Here is a 26,053-nt window from a genome sequence, read left to right as displayed (position 1 = left end):
GCTGCATGCTCTCCCAATTTCGGCGCAAGGTGCTAGTCTCAAAGAAAATGGGAGGAATGACATGCCGTATTCCGAGTTTTCCGGCGACTTTACCCAGTTTGACGCCCGGCCCATGTCGCCTGGCATCGGGGCCGAGCTGATCGGCGCGAACCTCGCCGCGCCGAGCGATGCGCTGATTGACGAAGTCCACGCTGCCCTCTTGCAGTATCAGGTCGTGTTTTTCCGCGATCAGGACATCACCCGGTCCCAGCACATCGAATTTGCCCGTGCTTTCGGCGAACTTGAAATTCACCCGGCCACGCCGAAGGACCAGCCAGACCGTGAAGTGCTCCGCATTGTCCACGGCCCCAAGTCCCGCGGCATGGAGAATGCCTGGCATTCTGATGTCACCTGGCGCGAGAAGCCCTCGCTTGGCTCCATCCTGCGCGCAATAGAGCTTCCCGAAGTCGGCGGCGATACGCTCTTCTCGAACATGGTCATGGCTTATGACGGCCTCGACGACGATCTGAAGGCGCGCCTCTGCAACATGACGGCCGTTCACGATATCGCCCGTGTCTTTGCCAAGCGCCTCGGCAAGGACTCATCCTCCCTGCACGAGAAATTCCCGCTGATGGAGCACCCGGTCGTTCGCACGCACCCGGAAACCGGGCGGCGACTGATCTATGTAAACACAGCGTTCACGGATCATATCAAGGGCATGGACCGGGCCGAGAGCGATGAGCTACTGAAATTCCTATACTCGCGTGCAGCTATCCCCGAATACCAGTGCCGTTTCCGCTGGGCGCCGGGCTCCATCGCCTTCTGGGACAATCGCGCCTGCCAGCACTATGCCGCGAGCGACTATTTTCCCAATACACGCATCATGGAGCGCGTCACGATTGCCGGCGACCGGCCCTTTTTCGACGCTGACGCCTGACTTGCTCGGCAGGACTGTGGGGACTGGTGCAAACGCTCGATATTCTCGTATGACGCGAGTATCGGGGGCGTAAGCCGGTCAATTGCAGTCGATTCCGTTCATATTCATATAGCATTCATTACGGAAGTTTCATGAGGGGCTCATGTTGCTCAGTTGGCGGATGATAGTCCGTCGACCTGGCTGCGCAATGTACTTAGTGGAGGTCGGATCGCACACCAGAATTCGATCACTGAATTGAAATGGGGTGTCCCGGCGTGTGAGCGTCAGGGTGCCAAAGGGGAAAATAAACATGTCCAAGAAAATGCTTTTGATTTCGGCTGCTGCGACGGCGTTCGCCAGCATGGCGTTCGCGCAGGGTTCGGCTGACTATCCGCCGGAATCCGACGCAGGCACCTGCTATGCGCGCGTGCTCATTCCGGAAACCACGAATATCGTGACCGAGCAGGTCGTCGACCGTCCCGAAGGCACGGAAATCAAACTGATTCCGGCAACCTACGAGACCGTGACCGAAGAGATCCTGGTGAAGGAAGAATCCAAGGATGTCCGCGTCATTCCGGCAACGTTCGAAACCGTGACCGAAGAGGTCCTTGTGACGCCAGAGCGCACCGATACGGTCGTCGTTCCTGCGCAGTATGAGACATACTCGGAGCAGGTCATGACGCGCGCAGCCTACACGACTTGGAAGCCGGGCAACGGCCTCTATGGCCGCGCGATCGATGCCTCGGCATCGGCCAATGGCGTGTCGACTGGCGAGCTGCTTTGCCGCGTCGAAGTGCCGGCCCAGTACGAAACCGTCACTCGCACACGTCTCGTGTCGCCTGAGCGCACCGAAACCAACATCGTGCCGGCTACTTACAAGACCGTGACGCGTCAGGTAGTCAGCCAGCCGGCACAAGTGATCGAAGAGATCGTCCCGGCGGTCTACGAGACCATTTCTGTCCAGAAGCTGGTGACGGCTGCGTCGGAAGAAACCATCGTCATCCCGGCCACGTACAAGACGATCGAAAAGCGTGTCGTCAGCGGCGGTGGCAGCCTCGAATGGCGTGAAGTGCTTTGCGACACGAACGCAACGCCTGGCAAGATCTCGGCTGTCCAGAAAGCTCTGACGGATGCCGGCTACACCGCACCGATCGACGGCGAGTTCGGACCGGCGACCCTCGACGCCATGGAATCCTATCAGCGCGCCAATGGCTTGCCGGTCGGTTACCTGACGGTCTCCACGGTTGAATCGCTCGGCCTGACCAAGAACTAAGGCCCAATTCACCTGTAAATTGGCCCCGCGAACCGGACGGTTTGCGGGGCCTTTTTGCCGATTATTGGAAACCTAGGACAAGCCAATGGCGATTGAAGGCCGGTAAGCCAGTCCGGACACCCTGTTCGCAATCCATAAACCATAAGATGGGCATGTATCTTGCTCGGACTCGTCTAGCGGCAGAGGGCCAGGCCCGACTGGCGACAGGAGTTTCACCCGGTGGATTGTCCATGTTGAAAATGATGATCCTGCGCGGAACAGCCTGGCTCCTGCTTGGGCGTTTTGTCAGCCAGGCAATTGGCCTTGTCAGCACATTGGTCGCTGCCCGGCTGCTGGTTCCGGCGGATTTCGGTCTCGTTGCTGTTGCCATGAGCGTATTCACGATTGCTGGCGCCGTCGTCGAATTGCCAGTCGGCGCCGCGCTGGTTCAGCTGAAAACCGTTGCGGACCGGGATTTCAATACGGCCTGGACCCTGAACATTCTCCGGGGCCTCATCGTTACGGTTCTGATGCTGGCCGCGGCCTGGCCGGTTGCTGCCGTGTTTGGAGACCCGCGCCTGCTGGCCGTCATCAGTGCTTTGGCCGTTTACCCGCTCCTCCTGGGATTCCGGAATTCGCGATTCGAAATGTACATCCGCAACATGGATTTCAAATGGGAAGCCATGGTCGAAATCGGAACGAAGATCGCATCCTTTGCGGTCATGTTCTGGGTTGCGTTCGAGACCGGCAGTTATTGGGCCCTGCCTCTCGGCTTGATCGCGTCCGGGGTTGTTGCCTTGGTCATGTCATTTGCGCTCTGCCCGCAAGTGCCGGGATTGTCATTGTCGGAGTTTCGCAAGTTTTTCGGCTTCTCGGTCTGGCTCGGCCTCGCCCATATTGCCGACAGCCTGCGCGAGTCCGCCACCAGCCTGTTCATAGGCAAGCTGCTCGGCAATGCGATGCTGGGCACTTATTCGGTCGGCATTCAGTTTGCTGACCGGATGGAACTGTTCCTCTACGCGCCGATGGAGCGGACCATGTTCGCCGCATTCAGCTCAATCCAGGAAGATATCCACCGCGTTCGCGCCGCCTACCTGTCCAGCCTGCACGCCAGTTTTGCCATCTCGCTGCCAATCTGTGTCGGTATCGGTTTGCTGGCGCAAGAGATTGTCGCCATCACGCTGGGGACGGAATGGACAGCAGCCGCGCTTGTCCTGGCTTTTGCGGCGCCAATTACGGCGATCTACCTGCTCGGCGCAATCAGTGTATCCATCGCCACGGCCCTCGGGCGCACCCGGTCGGTCTTTTTTCTCAAAGCCGTCTCGGCCTGTTTGTACATTCCGGTGATGGTGTTTGGCGCGCTCCAGTTCGGCATGGTTGGCGTCCTCTGGGCAGGGGTGTTCGGTGCCGCCATCTGGTGCGGGCTCAGTTTCCGCCTGATGACGAAAGTGATCCACGTCTCAGTGCTTCAACAAATAGCGGTCGTAGGTCGGTCGCTGGCGGCTGCGCTGGTCATGTCCTGCGCTGTTACATGGGCGCGCGTATCACTGTTCAATGATCCCGCTCAGGGAATTACAGGGCTGCTGGTTCAGGTCGGCACCTTGTCGTCGCTCGGCGCAGTCGTGTATCTTTCCGCGCATGCCGGACTGTGGATCGCCGCTAACCGACCTCAAGGAATTGAGCGTCAGGTTTTGGCGCGCCTTTTTGCGCAGTCACAAGCCTGAACACCTCGTCAGCGAATGCCCGCAGCATGCTCGCCACATCGTCGGCCAGCCACTCTGAATCGCCATACTCGCCAAGCCCAAGGGTCTTGTTGGCGTCGAAGATGAACGGCGCGCCATCGATCAGGGTGTAGTCGATCTTGCCATAATCCAGGCCGAGCTTGCGGCGCGTTGCCAAAAGGTGAGGGTGCGGCTCGAACGGCTTGCACGAGACATGCTCGTCCTCGGTGATGATCAGTTTGTCCGACCGTTCGATGTTTTCGTAATGAAGGTCACCCAGGAATATGTATTCGCGCAGCACGTTCTTTTCGCCATCGCTTTCCGCCATGAATTTCTGCACGACATAATCGTTGCGGAAATAGTGGCGGGGCACATCCGTCAGGGTCGGATAGATGCGGTAGTCCTCTTTCGACTGGATCGCATATTTCGAGTGCCTGCGAAGGCGGTTCGCGATGCGGCTCAGCAGGCGGCGCGCAAGCGGGCCGTGGTGCCGCGCGGCGGTGCGCTCGGGCATCCCGGCATAGTTGAGGTTCGATTTCACGATCACGGGGGCGTCACAGGAATTGCCGCGTCCCAGCAGGCCGTCAATGTACCTGAACTTGCGGATATCCGTCGCATAGGCATTGATCGACGCCGGATAGCGCAGGGCCAGTGCCCGGGCTTCAGGGGAGATGATCGACTGGTCGATATGGACGAAGGCGGCATCGGCCGGGACATAGCCGGTGGCCTTGTTGATGTGCACGATGTCCACACCCATCGCCGCCAGCGCCTCTTCGATCAGCACGATCATGTGCCGCCGGTCGCCCGGCACGTAGGACAGTTCGTGGATAATCGCCAGGCGCGGTTTGGAATTGCTCATGAACGACGCGCTCCTGGACAGCAGGTCTGGCAGACCCGGTAAGTCTCAGACGCCTACACCAATCATGTTGGGAACTGGTTACCGCGTAGCGAAAATTCCCCGGTTCGGGTGGCAAGACACTGTCGCCACACTGCTGTTTCGCCGCCTCAGCGCTGCCGCTGCGTTCCTGCAAATCCACTCAGCAGCAACAGGTCCGGGAACGTGCGTTTCAGGCCCTTGCTGCCTTCCAGCCGAATGTTGCCGCTGGCGAGTTCCGGCTTCAGGTTTCGAATGCCCCGCCACACTTCCGCCAGGGCCCGGACGCTGGTGATGACGCGCAGGTCAATCGCGAATCCGGTTGGTTTCACGCACACTTCGGCGCTCTCCCGGTCGCAGACCAGCCAGAAAAAACGCTGGTCTTTCTCGGCATCGGTGAAAGCAATTTCCAGCACGGTGCGCCCGGCGGGCAGTTCTGAGAGGTTGAGGCGGCGGTGCATGCTCCAGACCAGCCATCCCGGGTCGAGGTCGTTGGGATCGATGTCGCGCGCCCAGCGCTGCCCCCATTCGCCAATGGCCCCTAAAACGGTCTTGAGCTCGCGCCCCGCAGTCGTCAGCACATATTCGTCGACCCCGCCTTCCGCGACTGGGCGACGAAACACAATCTCGGCAAGCTCGAGCTGGTCCAGCCTTTGTTTCAGCAGGGTTGCTGATATCCGGGGCACGCCGCGCCGGATGTCATTGAAGCGCGTGCTTCCGGCATTCATCTCGCGCAGGATGAGCAGCATCCATTTCTGCATCAGCACTTCGGACGCCAGGGCGACCGGGCAAAATTGTCCAAAAACAGATGGCATAGGCGCTCCTCGGTTGTGCTTGGCCCTACCGAACCACTGATCCGGGAACCGAACCAGTCCAGATTATTGACTGGAATGCTTGCCGGCGTTCGCCTCAATTGCCAGGCAGCGCGTCATCGCGCACAATCAAAAGGGAGAAAACAGTGATCCTGAAAAGTGCACCGGCTGTCATATCGCGCCGTAATCTACTGACGCGCGGCGCGGCATTCGCCGCCGTCCCATTGATCGCAACGAAAGGGCACACAAAGATGGAACCCAAGGCGAGACCAGCCAATGTAACACCGTTTGACAGGGACCGGTTCGTGGAAGACTGCATCCGGGCGCACATGGAAACTGACCCTGTCAGCGCCGTGCGCGGCGTGCTGGCCCGTGCGGTGTCGGATCCGTCATCCGTTCTCGCAGGCCTGGGCGAGCCCCGGCAGGCAGGGCTGGACGTGCTGCTCCGCTCACGCACCCTGACGATTTTCGCGGCGACCTGGACCCCGCAAATGAACCTGCTGCCGCATGATCACGCCATGTGGGCCCTGATCGGCATCTATACCGGGCGGGAAGACAATATCCTCTGGCGGCAAGGCGAGCAGGGCCTTGAGGCCTGCGCCGCCAATTGCCTGTTCGAAGGCGACGTTGCGACACTGCAGACTGACGCGATCCACTCGGTGACCAATCCGCTGCTGCGGTTTACGGGCGGCATTCATATCTATGGCGGCGACTTCTTCGCGACGGACCGGCATCAATGGAACCCGGAAACCCTCGCGCCGGAACCGTCAGATGGCGAAACAATCCGCGCCATGTTCGCCCGGGAAAACGAACGCTACAATAAGATATGCCTCTAGTGCGGTTTGCGGGCGACCGTGGCAAAGCGCTTTGGTTCCGACCAGACACGGCAGCAAATCCGGTGTCTTCTGTCGGCGTCAAATCTGCCGTCAGCGGAAGCGAAATCGAGCGTCCCATGTCTCGCTGATGCATTTGCCGGTCAGCGCCAAGCTGCCTTTGATAGGTCGAAATATAGCTTTCACCGGCGGTGCCGCCCCCGCGGAACGGGATCAGGATATTGTGGATCTGGTGAATGCCGCACTCAATGAGGACGCCAGCCAAATTCGAAACTCACTGCAACCCCGCCACTTCCTCCGCCCCCAGCACCCGCCACTCGCCCTCGGCCAGTCCGTCCAGCGTCAGCGAGCCGAATCGGGTGCGATGCAGCGCCTCGACATGGTTGCCCATGGCGGCGAACATGCGGCGGACCTGGTGGTAGCGCCCTTCGGTGAGGGTGACGCGGGCCGTGCGCTCGCCCGTTACCTCCAGCCTTGCCGGCTTCAGTGGCTTGTCCTCGCCGCGAAGCAGAAGCGTGCCGCTGGCGAAGGCCTCCGCCTCATGCCCTTCCAGCGGCCGGGCTAGGACGGCTTCATAAACCTTCTCCGTCTCCGACCGGGGAGAGATCAGCCTGTGCAGCAATTGCCCGTCATCGGTGAACAGGAGGAGGCCCGTCGTCGGCGCGTCGAGCCGCCCGACCGTCGAGAGGGCAGGGGTGCGCTTCAGGAAGCGCGGCGGCAGGAGTTCGTAGACCAGCGATCCGGCGTCCGCGCGCGAGCAGGTGAAGCCTGCCGGCTTGTTCATCAGGACGACCATGCCGGGTGGCGGGTCGAGCGGTTCGCCGTCGAAAGTCACACCGTCGAATGGTCGCGCCACCCCCTTGCCACCCCCATCAAGGCCCCCCAACCGCCCCCGTCGGATGGACGCCTCAACCTCCTTGCGGGACCCATACCCCAGCCCCGACAGGTATTTCACAAGGGCGCGCAGGTCCTTCATTTCTGGCGCTTGGGCCGGTCGGCGCGGATCACCTTGTAGCCGCCAGAATCCTCAATGATTTCAAATTGTTTGAAGCAGGCCTTGACGGTCGCCTCATAGGGAAGGTGGCGGTTGGCCACCATGTACAGGCTGCCGCCCGGCTTGAGCGCCCGCGCGGCGGCCTGGATGAAGGCCTGGCCAAGGCCGGCCGCGTCGGCCCGTCCGACATGGAAGGGCGGGTTCATCAGGATGAAATCGTACTGGTTTTCCGCCACGTCGCGCGTCGCGTCGGCCCAGGTGATCGTGACGTTGTCGATGCCTTCCAGCGTCTTCGTCGCGCAGGCTATGGCGCGGTGCTCGGCCTCATAAAGGTCGATGTGCGTGATGCGGGGGCAATGGGTGAGCACCTCTTTCGTGAGGTAGCCCTGGCCCGCGCCAAAGTCGGCGCCCTTGCCCTTGATGTCCTCGGGAATGCATTCGGCCAGCAGTTCCGATCCGGCATCGATCCGGTCCCACGAGAACAGGCCCGGCCGGCTCCACATCGCTCCGTCTGCGACAGGTTGCGGCTGGTCGGCGGCGACCCAGGCCTCAGCCAGCGCGGTGTTGAACGCGGCGCTGTCTTTCTTCGCCCAGAAGGCCCGGCACTTGTGCTTGCTGAGGCTCTCGGTTGCGCCGGCAATCTCGCCCAGCGTCTTCTCGGCGGTCTTGCCGCCCAGCGTGTTCGGCAGGCAGGCCAGCACCACGCCGCCGTCGGGCGCCGACAGCATGGCGCGGGCATAGAGGCCCCTGGCCTCGGCCTTCTGGCGGGGCGGCAGGATAAGCGTGAGTGCGGCGGGTTCGAACGTCTCTGTCCCGGGAGAGAGCAGTTTGTATCCTGCCCCCTTGAGGGCATCATGCGGCGGCTTGAACGTCTGTTGGCACGTCAGCCGGTCCTTCGGAAGGAGCGGCAGCACCGGCCCCGGTTCCGCCCTCAGGAACAGCACTTCTCCCGTTTCCGGCACGGCGACACCGCCGCCATCGAGGGCGAGTTTCAGGGTTTCGAGAACATCAGTATCCATGCGAACGCCTGTTAGGCGGAATGCGCCTTGCTGAAAAGCCCGGTTCTACTGCGGGGCGGCGCCGCTGGCCTTGCGATTTGCTGCAGCGACGCTGAAGGCCTGGCTGAGGCCGCGATAGAAGGAGATGCGCTGCTCCGCCATTTCGCTGATCATGACACCGCCTTCGGCGCCGATCAGGCTTTCCGAGGGCTTTCCGGCGTGGACCACTTCCATCATGTCCGACCACAAGTCAGCTGGCAGGCCGCCACCGGTGACGCGTTTCATCGGGCTGTCATCGTCATTGCCGACCCAGACAGCGCCGACATAGGCGGCAGTGAATCCGACGAACCAGGCGTCGCGCCAATCCTGCGATGTGCCCGTCTTGCCTGCAACGGTCCAGTTCTTGACCCGCGCCCGCCCGCCCGTGCCGATGGGCGCGTTCACGACGCGGGTCATCATGGCGTTCATGTCTTCGGCCAGCTCGTAGGGATAGACGCGCTCACGCTCGTATTCGGGGCGCTGGTAGAGGACCATGCCGCGCGAGTCTTCGATCTTGTCGATGAGATAGGGGTCCATGCGCAGGCCGCCGGACTGGAAGGCGCCATAGGCCCGCACGAGCTCCCACATGGTGACTTCCTGGCTGCCAAGGGCGAGTGACGGGAAAGGCTGCATCGGGCTTGTCATGCCAAACCGCTTGGCCAGCGAGATGATGCGTTCCTCGCTTGCCTCCTGTCCGAGCTGAGCAGCGATCGTGTTGGTCGAGCGGGTCAGGGCCTCGCTGAGCGTCATTGGTCCGAGGAAACCGCCTCCATAATTCTCCGGTTTCCATTTCTCGATCGTGAGGGGCGCATCGATCATCACGTCATAGGGCGAGAAGCCATCTTCCAGCGCGGCGGCATAGACAAAGGGCTTGAAGCTCGACCCGGGCTGACGTTTGGCCTGTGTCACCCGATTGAATTCTGACGCCGAATAGTCCGCACCGCCTACCATCGCAACGACGCGGCCATCCTTGGCTATGACCAGTGCGCCAACCTGGCTTGCGCCCTGTGCCTTGCCGTCCTTGGCCATGCGTTCGACGAGCACGGTCTCAATGTGTTTCTGTATCTTGGGATCGATTGAAATAGTGACGACAAGATCACCCGGAAGGCGCGGCAGCATCGCTTTTACGCGCTCGGCTGAGGCGTCGAGCACGTAGCCGAGCTGGGCGTCGTAGACCGGCGCGTCGATGATTTTCACGTCGGTCGCACGCGCAGTGTCGGACTGGTCTTTCGTGATAAACCCCTGGTCCACCATTTCAGCGAGGACATAGAGCTGGCGGTCCCTGGCGCCAGCCAGGTTATCGCGCAGGTTCAGCTTGGACGGTGCCTTGGGCAGGGCGGCGAGCAGGGCCGCTTCCTGGATTTCGAGTTTCTCCGGCGGCTTGCCGAAATAATAGCGCGCCGCCGCATCGATGCCGTATAGGCCGGCGCCGAAATAGACGCGGTTCAGGTAAAGCGAGAGGACTTCGTCCTTGCTGATCCGCTTTTCGAGTTCGCGGGCGAGCTTCATTTCCTGCGCCTTGCGCTTCAGTGTCTGGCGATTGTCGAGCACGAGGTTCTTGATCAATTGCTGCGTGATGGTCGACGCACCAGAGACCGTCTCGCCTGCGCGCAGGTTCGACAGGGCCGCGCGGGCAATGGCGGCATCGTCGGCGCCGTCATGTTCATAGAAGCGCTTGTCTTCGGCGGCGATGAAGGCCTGGGGCACAAAGGCGGGCAGGGTGGAAATGTCCGTGGCACGTCCATAGCGAGGGCCCCGGACAAATAGCGTGTTGCCGTCCCGGTCGACGAATTCCATGGCCGGATCACGATGGGATTCCCAGAGTTCGGCCGTGTCCGGCAGTTTCGGCATGCCGAAATAGAGCGAGCGCCATTTGTAGAGGGCGTACCCGCCGACCGTAAACATGGCGGCCAGCACAACCAGGATCAGCCACCCGCGGACGGTTACAGGCCACCGGAAAACCGGTTCGCGCGGCACCTTGATGGTGCGCGGCGTGGGCTTGGGTGGTGAAGTTTTGGCCATATCAGCCTGTACAATGAATCATGAAGGATTTTGTAGATGCGATTTGATTACGGCAGGGTGAAGGCGCTGTTCATGTATCAGGCAGCGGCAAAAATTCCGTTCGATAGGGTTAATGCGTATATTTGCGAGTGTTCCAAAAAGTGTATCCTTGCTGGGACGCATGATCGTCAATCGCCAGATATCAGCCGCGTTTCGAGCGAGACAGCGCGTGGCGCAATTCAGGAGTACCATATCCGATGACCGGCCCTTTCATTCGCCCAGCCGCCCTAGCCTTGATCCTGTCCATGGGCGCTGCCGCCTGTGACAGTACGCAAAATGGCGTCGTGCCATTCGATGCCATCAAGACAGACGCCCAGTCGATTGCCGACGGGCGCGTGATCGCGGAAGCGCAGTGCGCCAACTGCCATGCGCTCGACAATGACCCTAAAATCCGTCCGGAAGACCCGCCACCACTGCGCTACCTGATGGCGCAGTATAATCCGGAAACACTGTCTGAGGATTTCCAGGCCGGGCTTCATGTCGGGCACGAGATGATGCCGGACTTTGTGTTTGGCCCGTTGGGTGCCGAAGTGCTGCTGGCCTATGTCGTGTCGATCCAGCAGGAGCCGCCTGCGCCGGAATAGGCGGTTATGCCAATCCCGGGCGCCAGGCGTCACGAACGTGTGCAGGAAGGCGCCAGTGCTGGATGGCGATGAGATCATAGCGCCAACCAAAGTCAGCGTAGCGTGGCCGCCGCGCCATCCAGAAGTCCGCCGCGCGGGCGATGCGCTGCCAGCTGGCTGGCGTGACGGCGCCGAGCGCATAGTCGCGCCTGACGCGAGCTTTCACTTCCACGAACGCAATGATCCGGCCCTTTGAGGCGATGAGGTCGATCTCGCCAACTGGTGTGCGCAGCCGGGTCGCGAGAATTCTGTAGCCTTTGAGGCGCAGCCAGAGCGCGGCCAGCGTTTCGCCTGTCCGGCCGCGCCGTTCGGCCCGCTGGCGGGCGGCCTCAGCCATTGGCTTTCAATTGCAGGGCGCGCTGATAGACATCGCGCTTGGGCAGGCCGAGGGCCTCGGCCACTGCACTGGCGGCGGCCTTGGTCGGCTGATCCTTGAGGGCGTCGCGCAGCGCTGCATCAAGGGACGCCTGCGTGATCTCGGTCTCGAGGGGCGGGCCGACCAGCAGCACGATCTCGCCGCGTGGCGGGCCGGCTTCGGCATAGTGGGCTGCCAGCTCTGCCAGTGTACCCCTGCGGGTTTCCTCAAACAATTTGGTCAGTTCCCGGGCGACGGCGGCCTGCCGGTTGCCTCCGAGCGCGACGGCGAGGTCTTCGAGCGAAGCGGCAAGGCGCGGGCCGCTTTCATAGAAAATCAGCGTACCGGGCACGGCTTTAAGGGCCTCAGCGGCGGCGCGGCGGGCCCCGCTTTTCGGCGGCAGGAAGCCCGCAAACATGAAGTGATCGCTCGGCAGGCCGCTGGCAACCAGCCCGGCCAGCATCGCCGACGCACCGGGGATGGGGAACACTTTGACGCCAGCCTCGAGCGCCTCGTGAGCGAGTTTCCAGCCTGGATCTGACACAAGCGGGGTACCGGCATCGGAGATGAGGGCGATTTTCGCGCCGGCCTGCATGCGGGAAATCAGGTCAGGCCGCCGTTCCGCCCCATTGTGGTCATGGTAGGGGCTCAGCCGGACCTTAAGGCCATAGGTAGACATCAGTTTCCCGGCGACGCGGGTGTCTTCTGCCAGAACTTCCTCGACGGACTTCAGGACATCCAGCGCTCGCAGTGTGATGTCCCGCAGGTTGCCTATCGGGGTGGAGACGACATAAAGCCCGGGGCCAAGTGCCTGCGCCGGTTGCCCGGCAAGGCGGGTGCCCGTAGAGTCGCCCAAGGCGTGAATCGCTTCGGGCTCAGAAGGATCAGGAGATGACATTGCTTCAACCATTGCTCAGGAAGCTCAAAGCGCCAAGCCTTGTTCTGGCGTCCCTCCTCCTGGCCACGGCCTGTGCCACAGCGCCCGCCCGCCCGCCAGTCCAGATCGGCACCGGTGAACCGCGTGTCGACCCTGTGACCGGTGAAGTGATGCAACCCGGCGAAGTGGACGAAACCCGGCTCGGCGAACTGGAGCACCAGAAACCGGTTCGCGGCGATGGCGGGCTGATACCGCCATTCATGGAAGGGCGCGACGTGAAACGCGCCGCCGTGCTGCTGCCGTTTTCGCACCCGAATGCGCAGGTGCGCGCTGAAGCCGAGAGCATGCTGGCTGGCATAGAGCTCGCCTTGTTTGAATATGCTGGGGACAATTTCCTGATCATGCCGAAGGATACGGCCGGCAAGCAATCAGTGACCGAAGCGCGCGTGGACGAGTCGCTGAAAGAAGGCGCCGATATCATTCTTGGTCCGCTGTTTGGTGCCAACGTCAAGGCGATCAAACCGACAGCGAGCCACGCCCGCGTGCCGATTATCGCTTTTTCAAATGATCGTAGCGCGGCTGGCGGCGGGGCCTATCTCGCATCGGTTTCGCCTGAAGAGGAAGTGACCCGCGTGATGCAATATGCCGGAGCCCGCGGCGTTCGCTCATTCGTGTTCCTTGGGCCCAGCACGCCATATGGCCACCAGGTCGAAGCGGCGATGCGCTACCAGGCTTCGCAGCAGGGCGGCGTGGTTGTTGCGTCGGCCTTTTATGATCCCGCGTCAGGGGCGACAGCGGAATCCCGCCAGATTGCCACTGTCCTGCAGGCCGAAATTGCACGCGGAAAGGTGGCCGTGATGATCCCGGAGCGCGGCGTGAAGCTGCTCTCGGTGGCACCTTTGCTGCCCTATAATGGGGTCGACATGCGTCAGGTCATGCTGATGGGCACCAGCCTGTGGGATGATTCCAGCATCTGGCGCGAGCCGACCCTGGCAGGCGGGGTCTATGCTGCACCGGACCCGGCGAACCTCACGGGATTCAAACAGACCTATAACCGTATCTATGGCCGCAACCCGACGGACCTGGCTGCGGTCGCCTATGACGCCGCCGCGCTTTCGGTGCGGCTCGCGGCAGACGACAACATGCGGTACAACGGCGTCACCGATCCGGATGGATTCATGGGCGTCAACGGCCTGTTCCGGTTCCGCATCGACGGCACATCGCAGCGCGGCCTTGCCGTGATGCAGATCCAGTCGTCTGGCGCGTCGGTCGTGGAAAAAGGCATCACCGCCTTCGGTCCCGGACCCAGCTGACCACCGTGCTTTCTGCAGCTATCCCTTGCGGGCAGGGACAGTTCGCCCCACATGTCTGCGCACATCAGGGAATTCGGGAAGACGGCAATAAATCATGAGCAAACGCGACTATTATGAGGTGCTCGGCGTCGCTCGAGATGTGGACGACAAGCAGCTGAAATCAGCCTATCGCAAGCTCGCCATGAAGTTTCATCCGGATCAGAATGCCGGAAACGGTGAGGCCGAAGAGCAGTTCAAGGAAGTCGGCGAGGCCTATGCCATCTTGAGCGACGCCGACAAGCGCGCTGCCTATGACCGCTATGGCCATGCTGCATTCGAAAACGGCGGCGGCGGTGGCAGCCCGTTCGGTGCAGGCGTCAATCCGGAAGACATATTCCAGGACCTGTTCAGCCAGGTTTTCGGTGCAGGTGGCTTTGGTGGTCGCCGCCGGGGCGGTCCTCAGCGCGGATCAGACCTGCGCTACGACCTGGAAATCACCCTGGCAGAAGCCTTTTTCGGCAAAGACGAAGAAATCCACGTACCTCAGGCCGTACCGTGCCAGCCCTGTTCCGGCAGCGGCGCCGCGCAGGGCAGCACGCCCGAGAAATGCGACATGTGCGACGGCCACGGGCGTGTGCGCGCCCAGCAGGGCTTTTTCACCATGGAGCGCACCTGCCCGCGTTGTTCGGGCAAGGGCAAGGTCATCCGCAAGCCCTGCAAGGAATGCGGCGGTGCAGGCCAGGTTCGCGAAGAACGCAAGCTGTCCGTGAAAATCCCGGCAGGCGTTGAGAGCGGCATGCGCATCCGCCTGTCTGGCGAAGGCGAAAGCGGCACGGCGGGCGGCGCCAAGGGCGACCTCTATATATTTGTCGATGTGGTCGAGCACGACATTTTCGAACGCGACGGGCCAAACCTTTATTGCCGTGCGCCCGTGCCCATGGCGACGGCAGCGCTTGGTGGTGAAATCGAGATTCCGACGATCGATGGCGGCCGCGCCAAAGTCGCCATTCCGGAAGGCGCCCAGACCGGCCGCAAGCTGCGCCTGCGCGGCAAGGGCATGCCAAGTGTGCGCTCATCCGGCCAGACCGGCGACCTCTATGTCGAAATGTTCGTCGAGACGCCGCAGAACCTGTCTGCCCGGCAGAAGGAAATCCTGCGCGAATTCTGCGAATGCTCTGGTGCCGATTGCCACCCGGAAAGCGAAGGTTTCCTCGGCCGCATAAAGCGCTTCTGGAACGGCCATGAGGACGAGAAGCGGGCGAACTAACTGCCCGTCCAGCTACTGTGCCCAGCGCGGGCATTGATACAACCAACCAATTCTGTTGTCCTGTCAGGGCGTACCCTACGCTGAAACAAGGACGACCAATATGAAATTGACCGCAACCATTGTTGCTGCAGGTCTCTTCGCTATGACGATGTTGCCTGCCCATGCTCAATTGCAGGTCATGTTCCGTCTGGCTCCACTTGCTACAGAACAGTTTCATTCAGATGCCGGCGTTGACCAGGTCTGGAGTGATGAAAACTACGACGCGCTGCTGACCGGCATCAGCAACATGAATGCGCACGGGCTGAATCCGAAACACTACGACCTGGAGCGTCTCATGGCGTTGCGGGATGATCCCGAAGCCCGCGACCGTGTTGCAACGGCTGCTTGGCTCACGGCAGCCGCGCATCTCCTGTACGGCAAGCTCGATGCGATTTCGATTGAGCCCACCTGGACGGTCGCATCGCGAAATGCCGATTTTGCAGCGGTTCTTCAATACGCGCTGGAATATGGGACGATAGCTGAAAGCCTTGAGGAATTCGCGCCGCGCCAGCCGTTTTACAAGGCGATGAAGGATGAACTCGTCGCCATTCAGGCGAATATAGCCGAATCCATCACAATCGTGCCTGGCGGTCCGGCGCTTAAAGCCGGACAATCCGGTGAACGGGTTACCGCGCTGCAGGCCCGGCTGGCTGAGCTCGATTTCATCGAAGCTGGTTCGACGACTGGAACAATGGACGATTCCACGATTGAGGCGGTCAAGACTTTCCAGACCTCGGAAAACCTGGACCCCGATGGCGTTGTCGGCGCTTCAACGGTTCGCGCCCTGAACAGGGGGGCGGAAGACCGTGCCGATCAATTACGGGTCAACATGGAGCGCTGGCGCTGGTTGCCCGAAGATCTCGGGCGTCGACACCTGCGCGCGAATATTGCCTCGTTCGAGGTGACAGCGTTTGCCAATGGAGTGGCTGAACAGACTCACCTGACCATTGTCGGCAAGACCTACCGGAAAACACCTGTATTCTCGGACCAGATCGAATATATCGTGTTCAATCCCTGGTGGGAAACGCCATCCAGCCTGGCCAAGGCCGACAAATTGCCAATGTTCCGAAACGATCCGGGTGCGGTCGAACGGCTCGGATTCCAGGTCCTGGACCGTTCTGGCGACCTGGTTGCCCCGGCGACGATCGACTGGAACGCCGTAAGCGGCGCAAATTTCCCGTATCGATTGCGACAGGCGCCAGGCCCCATGAATGCGTTGGGGCAGGTGAAGATAATGTTCCCGAACCCGCACAATGTTTATCTTCACGATACGCCGACACGCGGCTTGTTCAGCCAGCGTCAGCGGGCCTTCTCGTCCGGATGCCTGCGAACGCAGGATCCGGTTGGCTTGTCGAAATGGTTGCTGAATGAAACTGCGGCATGGACGCCGGATGCAGTAGACAAGGCGGTTTCGTCCGGCCTGGAAACGCGGGCAGTGTTGTCGCGTACGATACCCGTTCACATTCTCTACTCGACCATCATGAGCGATGGCTTCGGTGGTGTGCGTTATCTCGACGATATCTACGAGCGCGACGACGTCGTGTTGCGGGCCTTGCGTCACAGACCGCCGCAAACCTGACGCACTTATGCTTGATCCCGACCGGCACGTCGGGACTCGGTGAGTTTCTGTTGCAGCAAGCCTTGCCGATTGCCACATGGAAAGCGAAGGCTTCCTTGGGTACATCGAACGCTTCTGGAACGACCACGAGGATGAATAGCGGGCGAACCAGACCTGCCGCCTAGACGAGCTGTCCCTCGAATTCGCCAGCCTCGTAGGCTTCGCGCAGCTTGAATTTCTGGATCTTGCCGGATCCCGTCAGGGGCCATTCCTCCACCCATATCCAGTAGGCTGGCGTCTTCTGGGGTGACAGGCGTTCGCGGATGAACTTCTTCAGCGCTTCGCCGTCAGGTTTCGGTTTGCCATTGCTGCGCAGGAAGCAGGCGACCTGCTCGCCCCATTTTTCGTCGGGTATGCCGACGACTGCGACTTCGGCGACCGCGTCATGCTCAAGCAGGGCATTCTCGATTTCCACCGGGAACAGGTTTTCACCGCCACGAATGATCATTTCCTTCACGCGGCCCGTGATCCTGACATAGCCGCGCTTGTCCATCCGCCCTAGATCGCCGGTATGGAGCCAGCCTTCGGAATCGATGGCGGCAGCGGTCGCTTCGGGATTGTCATTGTACCCGGTCATGACGAGGTAGCCCCGGCAGCAGATTTCGCCCTGCTCTTCGACAGGAACGACAGTGTTCGTTTGCGGATTTCGGATCGATACTTCCGTATGCGGAGTGGGCTGACCGATTGTCTGCGTCAGGTCTTCAAGCGAATCCTCGAACCATGCCTGTGTGATGACGGGCGATGTTTCGGTTTGCCCATAGACGATCTGGATGGGCGCTCCAAGCACGGCGCGGGCCTGCTTGCAGAGTTCAGGCGCGACCATGGCGCCGCCCGACATGATGCGCGAGATCGACGAGACATCGCGGCCTGTTTTCCGGACGTCGTCGATGAGGGTCACGAGCATGGTAGGCACACCGAGGATAAAGTCCGTCTTTTCCCGTTCAATGACTTTCACGATCATTTCCGGATCGAACATGGGGGCCAGCAGCATGGTTGCGCCGACGCCGAGTCCGCCGAGCACGAGGATTGCGCAACCGGTCGTGTGGAAAAGCGGCATGTTGTGGACGAAGGATTTGCCTGCCGACATGCCCGCCCGCGTCATGGCATCAACGCCGTTTCGCACCAGGCCGTTATGATGCAGTAGCGCGCCCTTGGGAAAGCCCGTCGTGCCGGACGTGTACTGGATCTGCACCGGATCGGACGGCTTCGGATTGCGCAAGCTTCCTTCATTCTCTCCGGCAAACAGTGCGTCATGGTCGGTGAGCAGGATGCGGTGCCGGATCGCCGGGATTTCGTCGCAGACGGAATCGGCGATGTCCTGCATCGGGTTCCCGCGGAAATCCTCCACATAATAGATCGCTTCAGCGCGGGACTGTTCGAGCACGAATTTGAGTTCGCGCTTCTGGTAGGCCGGATTGACCGTGACGAGAGTGACGCCCGCAAGGCCGCAGGCGAGTTCCAGCAGGACCCATTCCGGCACGTTGTTGGCATAGACCGCAATCCGCGCCCCTTCGGCGTGGCGGCTGGCCAGGGCCCGGGCAAGGCGTTCGCTGTCATGCAGAAGCTGGGCATAGGTCCATGTGCGCAGGATGGCGCCGTCATAGTCGAGCGCCTTCAGCGCCGGAAAATCAGGTGCGCGAGCCACAGATGCACGTAGCATCGCACCAATTGTCAGCGGCGCAGGTTCAGGCCCACCGTGTGCCGGGAAATAGGATTCCGTGAGATCGACTTTGTACATCCTGCCCTCAATGTCAGTTTTTATTCTGTTTGAAACAGAGATTAGTTCCAATGTGGGTGCATGGCCAGTTGCACAGTGTCAGCGGCAACGCTCGGCCCAGCCGAGGACTTCATCGATCAATCCCTGGCGGGACCAGGAGAAGGAATGGTCGCCTGACAGGACCTTGGCTGTCAGGTCGATGCCCGGTTCGGCCTCATAGGCAGCGACCAGCGGGAAATGAACCTGGTCTGGCGGGACCGATGTGTCCTTGTCTCCAGCGATGAGCAGGACGGACTTGCCCGAAAGTTTCGGCGCCAGCGCCCCGACGTCGAAAGCTCCGCGATTGGCCATGATTTCCGCGATGGCCGTCTCACCGGTCAGGCCGGACAGCATCTGCATTGTATCGCTGTAGGCGGCAAAGCCTTTGGCGGCGTCGGGATCAGCCTCGAACGCGGCTGCGATGCTGCCGAGGTTTGCTGGCGCAATGCCTGCCACGCAATTGATCCGCTCGTCACGGGCCGCAGCTTGCAGTGCTGCAAAGCCGCCCATGGAGTGGCCGATCAGGATCAGCTTGTCGGGATTTGTGCGATACGTTTCGGCTTTGGCACGCAACATGTCGGTGGCTGCGGCCACGTCTTCGATGACGTGAGTGAAGCTGTAGGTGCCTTCGCTGCCCCATGCGCCGCGATAGTGGAAGAACAGGACGTTGAATCCGTCGCTGCGCAGGTCCTGGGCGAGATCGAGATTGCGCTCATTGCCCGGAAAGCCGTGCAGCAGCACCACGGTCGGGTGCGGGCCTGCACCCTCGGCGAGATAGGCATGGCCGTTCAGGCGGTCGCCGTGGCTTTCGAAACTCAGCTCCTCCAGCGACGGCGGAAAGTCCGGGTCAACCGCTGTGGGGGCAACGGCGATCTCCGGCGCCGTGGCGCAGGCCGAGATGAACATCAACGCGCTGATCGATGCGGCGCTAAAGATTGCGGTTTTCATGCGTTTCCCCTTTTGGCAATTCAGCACCCTAATGCGGTCCATGCAGCGGTGCCACGAAAAAGCCCGCCCCCGGATACCGGGAGCGGGCTGATTATCCGGCTGTTGCCGTGTCGAGACTAGATGCGCTCGATGATGATCGCCGGAGCCATGCCGCCTGCAGCGCACATGGTGATCAGGCCGTATCGGCCGCCGGAACGCTCGAGTTCGTCGAGGGCCGTGCCGATCAGGATCGACCCGGTGGCGCCGATCGGATGGCCAAGGGCCATGGCGCCGCCATTGATGTTGACCTTTTCACGGTCGAGATCGAGGTCACGGATGAACTTCTCGGCGACGACCGAGAAGGCCTCGTTGATTTCATAGACGTCGATATCGTCCTTGGTGAGGCCAGCCTTTTCGAGCACTTTCTTGGCGGCCGGAACCGGCGCATTCAGCATCAGCGTCGGACAGTCGCCCATGTTTGCCGTGGCGACGATACGGGCGCGCGGCTTGAGGCCGTGCTTGTCGGCATATTCTTTCGACGTCAGCAGGAGGCAGGCTGCGCCGTCGACAACGCCCGACGAGTTGCCAGCGTGGTGAACGTGATTCACCTTGCCTTCGATCTGCGGGTACTTCGACGTGACCAGGCTGCCATACGTGGTGCCCTTGTCGTCGACCGGGATGTCCATGTACATGTTGAACACGGTTTTGAGCCCTGCCAGCGTGTCCATCGTCGTCTGCGGGCGCGGGAATTCCTCGTGGTCGAGGGCAAGCGAGCCATCTTCATTGTAGACGGGCACGACGGACTTGTCGAAACGACCTTCCTCGATGGCGCGAGCAGCGCGCTGCTGGCTCGTATAGGCGAGGCGGTCAACGGCTTCGCGGTCAATGCCTTCCAGCGTGGCGATCGCATCTGCGCAGACGCCCTGTTGCGATTGCGGATGGCGGGCGCGCAGGCGCAGGTTGCCTGCGTCCATCATGGGTGGGTTTTTCGGGTCGGCGGTGGACGCGGTGTAGCTCATCATTTCCGTGCCGCCTGCGATGACGCAGTCTTCCATGCCGGACATGACCTGAGCCGCGGCGAGCGCGACGGATGTGATGCCTGAACCGCAGAAACGGTCGAGCGTGACGCCGGAGGCCTTGATGTCATAACCGGCATCGAGCGCGGCCATGCGGCCAAGGTCGGCGCCCTGCGCGCCGCGCTGGCTGCTGGTGCCCCAGATAATGTCGTCGACCGTGGCCGTGTCGAGCTTGTTGCGCTCGGCCAGGGCTTTCAGCACGGTGGCGGCAAGTTGCTGGGGGTGGATGTGGGCAAGGGCGCCCTTGCCAACTTTGCCAATACCGCGCGGTGTGCGGCAGGCGTCGATGATATAGGCTTCAGCCATGAGGGTTTCTCCCGGTTCGCATCATAGGGGTTGATGGAAGAGGTTTACGCGCACGTAAGCGTCATAGGAAGGCATGACGTTGGGAGAGGCCGGACAACCGATGTCTCGCTCCCTCGGGGAGACCGGGAGGCCACTGACGCATTCCTAACCGAACGCGCCATAGGCGTGGGTGATGGCCAGACTGATGCCATGGAGGGCGCGGTCGATTTCGTCCAGCGGTCCGATTATGTCGCGGTGGATGCTGTCATAGCCATAGCTGGCTGCAGATTTGGTCTCGCTGCCCGGTTCGGTAAGCGCCTTGAACGGCGTGTCCTCGTCGCTTGCGCGGGGGAAGATTTGGACAAGCAGGGCGACGGTCTCGGCGATCCGCATTTCGAGCACCATGCGCTGGAGGTCGCGGGCATCGGTATCGTGGCGCTGGGAAATGCGGGGCAGCTGGCCGACAAGGGTAAAGGCTCGCATCATCAATGCCTGACGGATGGCGTGCAGGGCGTGCAGGTCGAGCCGGCCTTCGTGGCGTTCTTCGGCAGATGGCGCATCATCAAGCCGGGCGAGGAGGCGGTCGAAACGGGCAAGGTCGATCGACAGGAAATTGGCGATCCGGTTGATCGAGATGGCGGTTTCGTCGTCACGCAGGCCATAATAGACACTGCGATAGGCCGCGGCCTTGTCGGGCTCGGCGAGGCGGGAATGTGCGATCCATATGCTTGGGTCGAACACGTTGGCATAGGCGCGCAAGGCGGGCAGGCTGGTGACGATGCGGGCCTTGAGTGCCAGCAGGATGAGACCGTGCATGCGTGGGCTGGCATTGATCAATTCGATCAGGCGGTCGTTCTCGCGCTGTAGCGATGAGCCGATTCCGGAAGCCGTGTTGGCGGGGATGCCGAGCTGTTGCAGCGTTGCGTTGTGAGAGATCGCGCGCAGGGCGCGGGGACCCGTCGGGCCGCCGGTACGGCGCTTCTGGCGCGAGCCTGCCTTGACAACAAGACCAGCGGAAAAGTCGCCCAGCAGGCGGCCATAGTCGGCATTGACGAACAGGCGTTCGTGCCACGCCCGCAGCGAACGATAGAAGTCCCAGACAAGGTCCGTACGCGTATAGAAGGGGTCTTTCGATGTGTCCGGTGGCGCGGACAGGGCCCGGTGGCACCACGCAGCATAAGTCGTCTCGGCGATCGGCAGGCTGGCGAAGTGAAGGAAGCCGTCGCCGCCCTGGAAGCTGACCTCGTGCATGAGCCGCAGGTTGCGCGTACGGGCGCCATTTCGGGTCCAGGGGGTCAGTGCATGGTCGAGCCGCTGTCCGAAACTGCCAGGCCAGGCGCCGCGCCCCATTGACTCGCCATGCGTGTTGAAAATCAGCAGGGCCACATCGTCGGTCTTCGCAGCCAGGGCGCGCGCGATGAGATTGTGGATGCGCTCGATCGCCATGTCTGCGGCAACCTGGCCGATGAATCGTCCCGCATCGGAGAAACCGAGCTGGATCGAGAGATAGCCGCGCTCCTTGATGTAGCGCAGGAATTCAGGTTCTTCGAGCAGGCGTTCGATGAAGCGGCCGCCGGTTTCGAGGGCTTCGGGCGTCTCGAACAGGGGCGAGATGTCGAGCTTGTCGGCGACACCGTACTGGCGGGCAAGGTAGAGCGCGCCCATCACGGTGGCGGGGTTCTCGCTCTCGGCGATGAGGAAACGGATGACCGAGCCGGAGTCGATGTGCTTGAGGATTTGCGCGCACATCATGAACTGGCGGCGAGCGGTAGACTGTTCGAGGAAGAGGTCGGCGAAATTGACCTGGATCGGTTTCGACACACGTGCCTTGCGCGAGAGTTCGGCGAGGGCAAGGCGGCCGAGTTCGCGGTCTTCGGTTTCAAGGCCGAGATCCCGATTGATAACGGTACGCACCTGCGCGGCGTTGACCCGCAGATGGATGCGCGCCGTACCGAGCTGCAGCGACTCCACTTCGGCGCGGAACGCGATCAACGAAGCAGCCAGGCTATCATCAGCGTTCGGGATTGCGTCGTCCAAAACGGTGGTGATCTCAGTCGCGTCGAGGATCATGCGCTTGCTTGGGGTTGTGAGCGCATTGGCCGCCCGAACCAGGCGTTCCGGATCGGTGAGGTCTTCGGCGAAGCGCGCCGCGTCGGCTTCGGCATCCACGGCCGCGCCGCGCAGGCGTACTGTCAGGCGGGCAAGTGCGCCAATCTTGCTGGCGCCGGACGTGGCTTCGAGCCGGTCGGCGTAGCGGGCAAGTTGGGCAGCTTTTTCGCGCAGGCGGAAAGTCAGCGACTGGGACCAGTGAATGTCGGTCCGCCCGTCAAGGTCGTAGCCGACCCAGCTGGCAAGCGTCGGCAAGTAGGGCCGCAGGTCACGCCAGTCATCGGGGAAAGCCCCGCGGGCAACCTCGAGGACGAGGGCGGCATAGGCCTGTTGGGCCCCGGCAGCATTCAGTAGCGCATCCTGGACCTCTTCGTGCTCGCCAACCAGGTTGATGGACCTGTTCCAGGGGCGGCTGTCTTCGCGGATGTGCTTGAGCAGGGCGGCGCGGCTGGATTTGTTGGGCCGGGTGACATGCGCGGTGAATGCCTGCCGGAGCGCGCGTGAGAGCGCAAAAGTCGGGTGGGCCGTGAAGACAATGCCGCCCGTGTTTTGCTCGATGCCGTTCCTGAAGGCATCCAGCCCCTTTTCCGCGAGGGCGTCGAGCGCGGCGCGCACCAGAGACCAGCCTGCCTTGGGGGCGGCGTCATAATGCTGTTCGCGGAAACGGTCGGCACGCTCCTCGATCAGGGTGAGGTGCAGGTCGCCCGCAAATTTGGCCAGTTCGGAGACTTTGGTCTTGCCGGCCTCGACATCCCGGAACAGGGACTGGGCCAGCGCGAAAACAGAATTCGTCATCGGATCGACGGCGATTCGTTTCGATTGGGCTCGCAGGAAGTCCTGAACGGCAGCGAGCGTCAGCGGGGTCGGGTTGGCATTTGTCATCTGTTCACCACAAAGACGCCTTTGATTGCGAAGTCAAAGCAGTCGACGCGCGCATTTCAGCAAGGCAGACTGCAGGTTTCACTGCAAGGTTACCCGTCATATGTGGCATATGCCATCGATATGTCGTATCAATACCGGGCCGGTAGAGGGGCACTTGTAGATGCAGATTGGCGCGATTGATACGCTCATGGCGATGGCGGCCAGCGTTGTTGTGGCCATCGCCCCCGTAACTACGCAGCCTGCTGCCAGCACCATTGAGCAGGTACTTGAAGCCGACAAACCGGGTGCCTCCGTGGTCGAGCCGGCACCTGCGCCGGTTACGGCTCATGGCTCGGCGCCCAGCCACAATGTGATTTCCCAGCCTCCCGTCTGTCGCATCCGGTCTGATGAGGAATGCCATCATGCCGCGGCCGCATGCCTGAAGGCGCGCAGCGTTGGCGGGCTCTACGCCGTCGCCTGGGGCCGTGAAGGAAAGCCGGTTGTTGTGCGGGCGCGCGATGACATGACGGATGCGCAGGAGCGCCAGGCCCGAGCCTGTGCAACAGACCTGCAGCAATGCCTGAGCGGAAATTGCTGAACTGCCCGGGACGCTGCTCAGCGCCGTCCGAAGAATTTCACCGCGCCCAGCAGACCGGCAATGGCAGACCCGAGCCCGCCCAGCAGGACGAATAGCGGATTGGCCTGATCAGCAAAGGCGATGGCGCGGTTGATGCCGGAGACCTGGACCGTGACCGTGTCACGGAAGGTACGCAGTGGAACAACCGAGTCCTGGTCGATGGCGTAAATCTCGAACACGAGGTCATGATCGCCAGCCGACAGCGGCATGACCGACCAGCGCCAGACATTTTCAGTCAGCGGGGACAGCAACTGGATGCTGGGCGAAAGTTCCACGATCTCGAAATTGGCGCCGCTGACGCGGGCTTCGACGCGGTCGGAGACCTGGGCTTCGCCGGTCACGACATTGCCGCGGCCAGGCAGGGCGTCGACGGCTGTATCGTCGCCAGTCGCGTCAATGGCGAGCGTGACGTCAAAGGCGCGCTTGTATTCAGCCGACTTCGGGGTCTCGTGCGCGACGGGAACCGTTTGCAGGGTCTCCAGGAACGCTTCGGCGTGCGATCGTCTCGGCTCGGCGGCGGCCACGCCTGTGGTTTCGGCAAGCGCGTCCGTGAGGGCGTCAAATTCGCCAGCCGCCTCGATCGAGAAGTTTTCAGCGGTATCCAGCGAGTCCTCGGCAGTGGCCATGTCGTTGGCAGCCGAACCAGAAGCGAGCGAGCGGGTTTTCGTCATTGACCGGGCTTCGGGAGCTGGAGCCGATTCCATCGCTGCCGGTTTCGGCGGCGTCTCCATTGCCACTTCGGGAGCGGGCATGGCCTCTACCGGTGCCGGCATGGATTCCATGGCCATGGTCTGATGAGGACGGTATTCTTCGAGCAGGGCGGCACCGCCGATACCGGCAACGGCCAAGCCGGCCAGCACGAGAAGAATGGAGATAAATCTTAGCATCGCTGGTGCTCCCGTCTGGCGATTCCTCACGTTTAACCCTAGCAGAGGTTCAGCGCGGTGGGAAACCTTCCCGACTGGCTTCGTAGAACGCAATTGCGGCAGCATTGGACACGTTCAGGCTTTCCATGACGTCGGTCATCGGGATGCGCGCCAACTCGGCGCAGGCCTTGGCGACGGCGGGGCGCAGGCCCGAGCCTTCGGCGCCCATCACGATGGCGATTTTCGGAGCGCCGGCAACAGCATCGGCCAGGTTGCGGCGGCCTCCACCGTCCAGGCCAACGGTGTGAAAGCCCGCGTCAGCGAGCTGTTCGAGGGCGCGGGCAATGTTGACGACGCGGGCCTCGCTCACCATTTCAACAGCACCGGCCGCGCTTTTCGCCACGACGCCTGTGATGGGCGGAGCGTGGCGTGTTTGCAGCACAAGGCCGTTGAATCCGAAGGCGGCGGCGGACCGGTAAATGGCGCCGAGATTGTGGGGATCCGACACCTGGTCGAGCACGCAGATGCGGGACACGCCCCGGTCTATCAGGTCTTCCAGGCTCACGGGATTGAGCGGGGCAACCTTCAGGGCGAGGCCCTGGTGCACAGCGCCGGCGGGGAGCAGGTGGTCCAGATCCTTGCCGTGCATGATTTCCGGCGTGATCCGGGCCGGGCCGAGCCGAGCGGCGGCATTTTCGGTGGCCAGCAGCTTGTGGCAGGTGCGCGACGGGTTGGCGAGCGCGGCCATGACGGCATGCGTGCCCCAGAGCCAGCCTTCGCCGCTGCTGCCGCTGCTGCGTTCGCGCGGGCGATCCTGCCGTGGGCGCGGCGATCCGTCCTGTCCTGCAGGGCCGGGTGCGTTTCGGCGTTTTGTATGGTTGCGCGCCATTTCTTTCGTCCCTATAAGGCCGTCTCCCGAAGCGGTGGAGGACACGGATTGCCGTGCCCTTTAGGCGGTTCGGGGCGACGGCGTCAATTATCGTAAG

22 protein-coding genes are annotated in these 26,053 nt (G+C 61.9%); 9 read left to right on the top strand and 13 right to left on the bottom strand.

Annotated elements, in window-relative coordinates; translation table 11 throughout:
* Positions 1 to 61 precede the first annotated feature (61 nt).
* From AC0L7I_RS15770 to AC0L7I_RS15760, 3 genes are all read left to right on the top strand, one after another.
* Positions 62 to 916, top strand: coding sequence for a TauD/TfdA dioxygenase family protein (locus tag AC0L7I_RS15770; protein ID WP_473397378.1), 855 nt, complete (start codon positions 62 to 64; stop codon positions 914 to 916).
* 289 nt (positions 917 to 1,205) lie between these two features.
* Positions 1,206 to 2,168: a peptidoglycan-binding domain-containing protein gene (locus AC0L7I_RS15765; RefSeq protein ID WP_473397377.1), complete on the top strand. Its 963-nt coding sequence runs from the start codon at positions 1,206 to 1,208 to the stop codon at positions 2,166 to 2,168.
* A gap of 230 nt (positions 2,169 to 2,398) precedes the next feature.
* Positions 2,399 to 3,871: a lipopolysaccharide biosynthesis protein gene (locus AC0L7I_RS15760; RefSeq protein WP_473397376.1), complete on the top strand. Its 1,473-nt coding sequence runs from the start codon at positions 2,399 to 2,401 to the stop codon at positions 3,869 to 3,871.
* Here the strand turns inward: AC0L7I_RS15760 and AC0L7I_RS15755 are convergent.
* Together AC0L7I_RS15755 and AC0L7I_RS15750 are read right to left on the bottom strand one after the other, a co-directional pair.
* Positions 3,807 to 4,727: a hypothetical protein gene (locus AC0L7I_RS15755; RefSeq protein WP_473397375.1), complete on the bottom strand. Its 921-nt coding sequence runs from the start codon at positions 4,725 to 4,727 to the stop codon at positions 3,807 to 3,809. The two genes, AC0L7I_RS15760 and AC0L7I_RS15755, sit on opposite strands and share 65 nt — an antisense overlap.
* A gap of 146 nt (positions 4,728 to 4,873) precedes the next feature.
* A complete protein-coding gene (locus tag AC0L7I_RS15750; protein ID WP_473397374.1) occupies positions 4,874 to 5,557 on the bottom strand; it encodes a winged helix-turn-helix transcriptional regulator in 684 nt (227 codons plus the stop codon).
* Between the two features lie 143 nt (positions 5,558 to 5,700).
* Here AC0L7I_RS15750 and AC0L7I_RS15745 point away from each other — a divergent pair, with 143 nt between their 5' ends.
* The gene (locus tag AC0L7I_RS15745; RefSeq protein WP_473397373.1) at positions 5,701 to 6,390 is read left to right on the top strand and encodes a hypothetical protein; all 690 of its coding nucleotides are present in this window, start codon (positions 5,701 to 5,703) and stop codon (positions 6,388 to 6,390) included.
* 271 nt (positions 6,391 to 6,661) lie between these two features.
* On the opposite strand, the gene AC0L7I_RS15740 is transcribed toward AC0L7I_RS15745, so the two are convergent.
* From AC0L7I_RS15740 to AC0L7I_RS15730, 3 genes are read right to left on the bottom strand one after another with little or no spacing between them, the layout of a single operon-like run.
* The gene (locus AC0L7I_RS15740; RefSeq protein WP_473397372.1) at positions 6,662 to 7,363 is read right to left on the bottom strand and encodes a pseudouridine synthase; all 702 of its coding nucleotides are present in this window, start codon (positions 7,361 to 7,363) and stop codon (positions 6,662 to 6,664) included.
* A complete protein-coding gene (locus AC0L7I_RS15735) occupies positions 7,360 to 8,400 on the bottom strand; it encodes a class I SAM-dependent methyltransferase (protein ID WP_473397371.1) in 1,041 nt (346 codons plus the stop codon). Before AC0L7I_RS15735 ends, AC0L7I_RS15740 begins: the two co-directional genes overlap by 4 nt.
* Positions 8,401 to 8,445: 45 nt before the next feature.
* Positions 8,446 to 10,440: a transglycosylase domain-containing protein gene (locus tag AC0L7I_RS15730; RefSeq protein ID WP_473397370.1), complete on the bottom strand. Its 1,995-nt coding sequence runs from the start codon at positions 10,438 to 10,440 to the stop codon at positions 8,446 to 8,448.
* A 236-nt stretch (positions 10,441 to 10,676) separates the two neighbouring features.
* Between AC0L7I_RS15730 and AC0L7I_RS15725 the strand changes: the two genes are divergently transcribed.
* Positions 10,677 to 11,063, top strand: coding sequence for a c-type cytochrome (locus AC0L7I_RS15725; protein ID WP_473397369.1), 387 nt, complete (start codon positions 10,677 to 10,679; stop codon positions 11,061 to 11,063).
* A 4-nt stretch (positions 11,064 to 11,067) separates the two neighbouring features.
* Here AC0L7I_RS15725 and AC0L7I_RS15720 read toward each other — a convergent pair whose 3' ends face one another.
* Both AC0L7I_RS15720 and rsmI read right to left on the bottom strand, forming a co-directional pair.
* Positions 11,068 to 11,439 (bottom strand): YraN family protein, encoded by a 372-nt coding sequence (locus AC0L7I_RS15720; RefSeq protein WP_473397368.1) that lies wholly within the window; start codon positions 11,437 to 11,439, stop codon positions 11,068 to 11,070.
* Positions 11,432 to 12,313, bottom strand: a complete 882-nt coding sequence (rsmI, locus tag AC0L7I_RS15715; RefSeq protein WP_473397367.1) for a 16S rRNA (cytidine(1402)-2'-O)-methyltransferase — start codon at positions 12,311 to 12,313, stop codon at positions 11,432 to 11,434. The genes AC0L7I_RS15720 and rsmI overlap by 8 nt, the downstream gene beginning before the upstream one ends.
* 35 nt (positions 12,314 to 12,348) lie before the next feature.
* Here rsmI and AC0L7I_RS15710 point away from each other — a divergent pair, with 35 nt between their 5' ends.
* From AC0L7I_RS15710 to AC0L7I_RS15700, 3 genes are all read left to right on the top strand, one after another.
* Positions 12,349 to 13,647 (top strand): penicillin-binding protein activator, encoded by a 1,299-nt coding sequence (locus AC0L7I_RS15710; RefSeq protein ID WP_473397366.1) that lies wholly within the window; start codon positions 12,349 to 12,351, stop codon positions 13,645 to 13,647.
* 94 nt (positions 13,648 to 13,741) lie between these two features.
* On the top strand, positions 13,742 to 14,893 hold the full coding sequence (gene dnaJ / locus AC0L7I_RS15705) for a molecular chaperone DnaJ (protein ID WP_473397365.1): 1,152 nt from the start codon (positions 13,742 to 13,744) through the stop codon (positions 14,891 to 14,893).
* Positions 14,894 to 14,993: 100 nt separating this feature from the next.
* Positions 14,994 to 16,511 carry a L,D-transpeptidase family protein gene (locus AC0L7I_RS15700; RefSeq protein ID WP_473397364.1) on the top strand — a complete coding sequence of 506 codons (1,518 nt, stop codon included), beginning with the start codon at positions 14,994 to 14,996 and terminating at the stop codon, positions 16,509 to 16,511.
* Between the two features lie 160 nt (positions 16,512 to 16,671).
* Here AC0L7I_RS15700 and AC0L7I_RS15695 read toward each other — a convergent pair whose 3' ends face one another.
* From AC0L7I_RS15695 to AC0L7I_RS15680, 4 genes are all read right to left on the bottom strand, one after another.
* Complete coding sequence (locus AC0L7I_RS15695) at positions 16,672 to 18,288, bottom strand: class I adenylate-forming enzyme family protein (protein WP_473397363.1); 1,617 nt, start codon at positions 18,286 to 18,288, stop codon at positions 16,672 to 16,674.
* Positions 18,289 to 18,366: 78 nt separating this feature from the next.
* Complete coding sequence (locus AC0L7I_RS15690) at positions 18,367 to 19,254, bottom strand: alpha/beta hydrolase family protein (RefSeq protein WP_473397362.1); 888 nt, start codon at positions 19,252 to 19,254, stop codon at positions 18,367 to 18,369.
* 116 nt (positions 19,255 to 19,370) lie between these two features.
* On the bottom strand, positions 19,371 to 20,615 hold the full coding sequence (locus tag AC0L7I_RS15685; RefSeq protein WP_473397361.1) for an acetyl-CoA C-acetyltransferase: 1,245 nt from the start codon (positions 20,613 to 20,615) through the stop codon (positions 19,371 to 19,373).
* A gap of 144 nt (positions 20,616 to 20,759) precedes the next feature.
* The gene (locus AC0L7I_RS15680; protein WP_473397360.1) at positions 20,760 to 23,585 is read right to left on the bottom strand and encodes a phosphoenolpyruvate carboxylase; all 2,826 of its coding nucleotides are present in this window, start codon (positions 23,583 to 23,585) and stop codon (positions 20,760 to 20,762) included.
* 160 nt (positions 23,586 to 23,745) lie between these two features.
* Here AC0L7I_RS15680 and AC0L7I_RS15675 point away from each other — a divergent pair, with 160 nt between their 5' ends.
* Complete coding sequence (locus tag AC0L7I_RS15675) at positions 23,746 to 24,162, top strand: hypothetical protein (protein WP_473397359.1); 417 nt, start codon at positions 23,746 to 23,748, stop codon at positions 24,160 to 24,162.
* A 17-nt stretch (positions 24,163 to 24,179) separates the two neighbouring features.
* On the opposite strand, the gene AC0L7I_RS15670 is transcribed toward AC0L7I_RS15675, so the two are convergent.
* Both AC0L7I_RS15670 and rlmB read right to left on the bottom strand, forming a co-directional pair.
* A complete protein-coding gene (locus tag AC0L7I_RS15670; protein ID WP_473397358.1) occupies positions 24,180 to 25,088 on the bottom strand; it encodes a hypothetical protein in 909 nt (302 codons plus the stop codon).
* Between the two features lie 49 nt (positions 25,089 to 25,137).
* Entirely contained in the window at positions 25,138 to 25,956 is an 819-nt protein-coding gene (gene rlmB, locus AC0L7I_RS15665; protein WP_473397357.1) for a 23S rRNA (guanosine(2251)-2'-O)-methyltransferase RlmB, read from the bottom strand.
* Positions 25,957 to 26,053: the final 97 nt, after the last annotated feature.

It is taken from the genome of Hyphomonas sp. J20-32 (genome assembly GCF_055808555.1).
The sequence above is the reverse complement of the archived record's forward strand: the minus strand, read 5'-3'. Positions and strand labels throughout refer to the sequence as shown.

Bases quoted from the DNA above. Each gene is read 5' to 3' on its own strand.
- AC0L7I_RS15700 (WP_473397364.1), top strand. From the start codon at position 14,994: ATGAAATTGACCGCAACCATTGTTGCTGCAGGTCTCTTCGCTATGACG.
- AC0L7I_RS15670 (WP_473397358.1), bottom strand. From the start codon at position 25,088: ATGCTAAGATTTATCTCCATTCTTCTCGTGCTGGCCGGCTTGGCCGTT.
- AC0L7I_RS15695 (WP_473397363.1), bottom strand. From the start codon at position 18,288: ATGTACAAAGTCGATCTCACGGAATCCTATTTCCCGGCACACGGTGGG.
- AC0L7I_RS15690 (WP_473397362.1), bottom strand. From the start codon at position 19,254: ATGAAAACCGCAATCTTTAGCGCCGCATCGATCAGCGCGTTGATGTTC.
- AC0L7I_RS15725 (WP_473397369.1), top strand. From the start codon at position 10,677: ATGACCGGCCCTTTCATTCGCCCAGCCGCCCTAGCCTTGATCCTGTCC.
- AC0L7I_RS15755 (WP_473397375.1), bottom strand. From the start codon at position 4,727: ATGAGCAATTCCAAACCGCGCCTGGCGATTATCCACGAACTGTCCTAC.
- AC0L7I_RS15685 (WP_473397361.1), bottom strand. From the start codon at position 20,615: ATGGCTGAAGCCTATATCATCGACGCCTGCCGCACACCGCGCGGTATT.
- dnaJ (WP_473397365.1), top strand. From the start codon at position 13,742: ATGAGCAAACGCGACTATTATGAGGTGCTCGGCGTCGCTCGAGATGTG.
- AC0L7I_RS15740 (WP_473397372.1), bottom strand. From the start codon at position 7,363: ATGAAGGACCTGCGCGCCCTTGTGAAATACCTGTCGGGGCTGGGGTAT.
- AC0L7I_RS15760 (WP_473397376.1), top strand. From the start codon at position 2,399: ATGTTGAAAATGATGATCCTGCGCGGAACAGCCTGGCTCCTGCTTGGG.
- AC0L7I_RS15720 (WP_473397368.1), bottom strand. From the start codon at position 11,439: ATGGCTGAGGCCGCCCGCCAGCGGGCCGAACGGCGCGGCCGGACAGGC.
- AC0L7I_RS15765 (WP_473397377.1), top strand. From the start codon at position 1,206: ATGTCCAAGAAAATGCTTTTGATTTCGGCTGCTGCGACGGCGTTCGCC.
- AC0L7I_RS15675 (WP_473397359.1), top strand. From the start codon at position 23,746: ATGCAGATTGGCGCGATTGATACGCTCATGGCGATGGCGGCCAGCGTT.
- AC0L7I_RS15735 (WP_473397371.1), bottom strand. From the start codon at position 8,400: ATGGATACTGATGTTCTCGAAACCCTGAAACTCGCCCTCGATGGCGGC.
- AC0L7I_RS15730 (WP_473397370.1), bottom strand. From the start codon at position 10,440: ATGGCCAAAACTTCACCACCCAAGCCCACGCCGCGCACCATCAAGGTG.
- rlmB (WP_473397357.1), bottom strand. From the start codon at position 25,956: ATGGCGCGCAACCATACAAAACGCCGAAACGCACCCGGCCCTGCAGGA.
- AC0L7I_RS15710 (WP_473397366.1), top strand. From the start codon at position 12,349: ATGACATTGCTTCAACCATTGCTCAGGAAGCTCAAAGCGCCAAGCCTT.
- AC0L7I_RS15680 (WP_473397360.1), bottom strand. From the start codon at position 23,585: ATGACAAATGCCAACCCGACCCCGCTGACGCTCGCTGCCGTTCAGGAC.
- AC0L7I_RS15770 (WP_473397378.1), top strand. From the start codon at position 62: ATGCCGTATTCCGAGTTTTCCGGCGACTTTACCCAGTTTGACGCCCGG.
- AC0L7I_RS15750 (WP_473397374.1), bottom strand. From the start codon at position 5,557: ATGCCATCTGTTTTTGGACAATTTTGCCCGGTCGCCCTGGCGTCCGAA.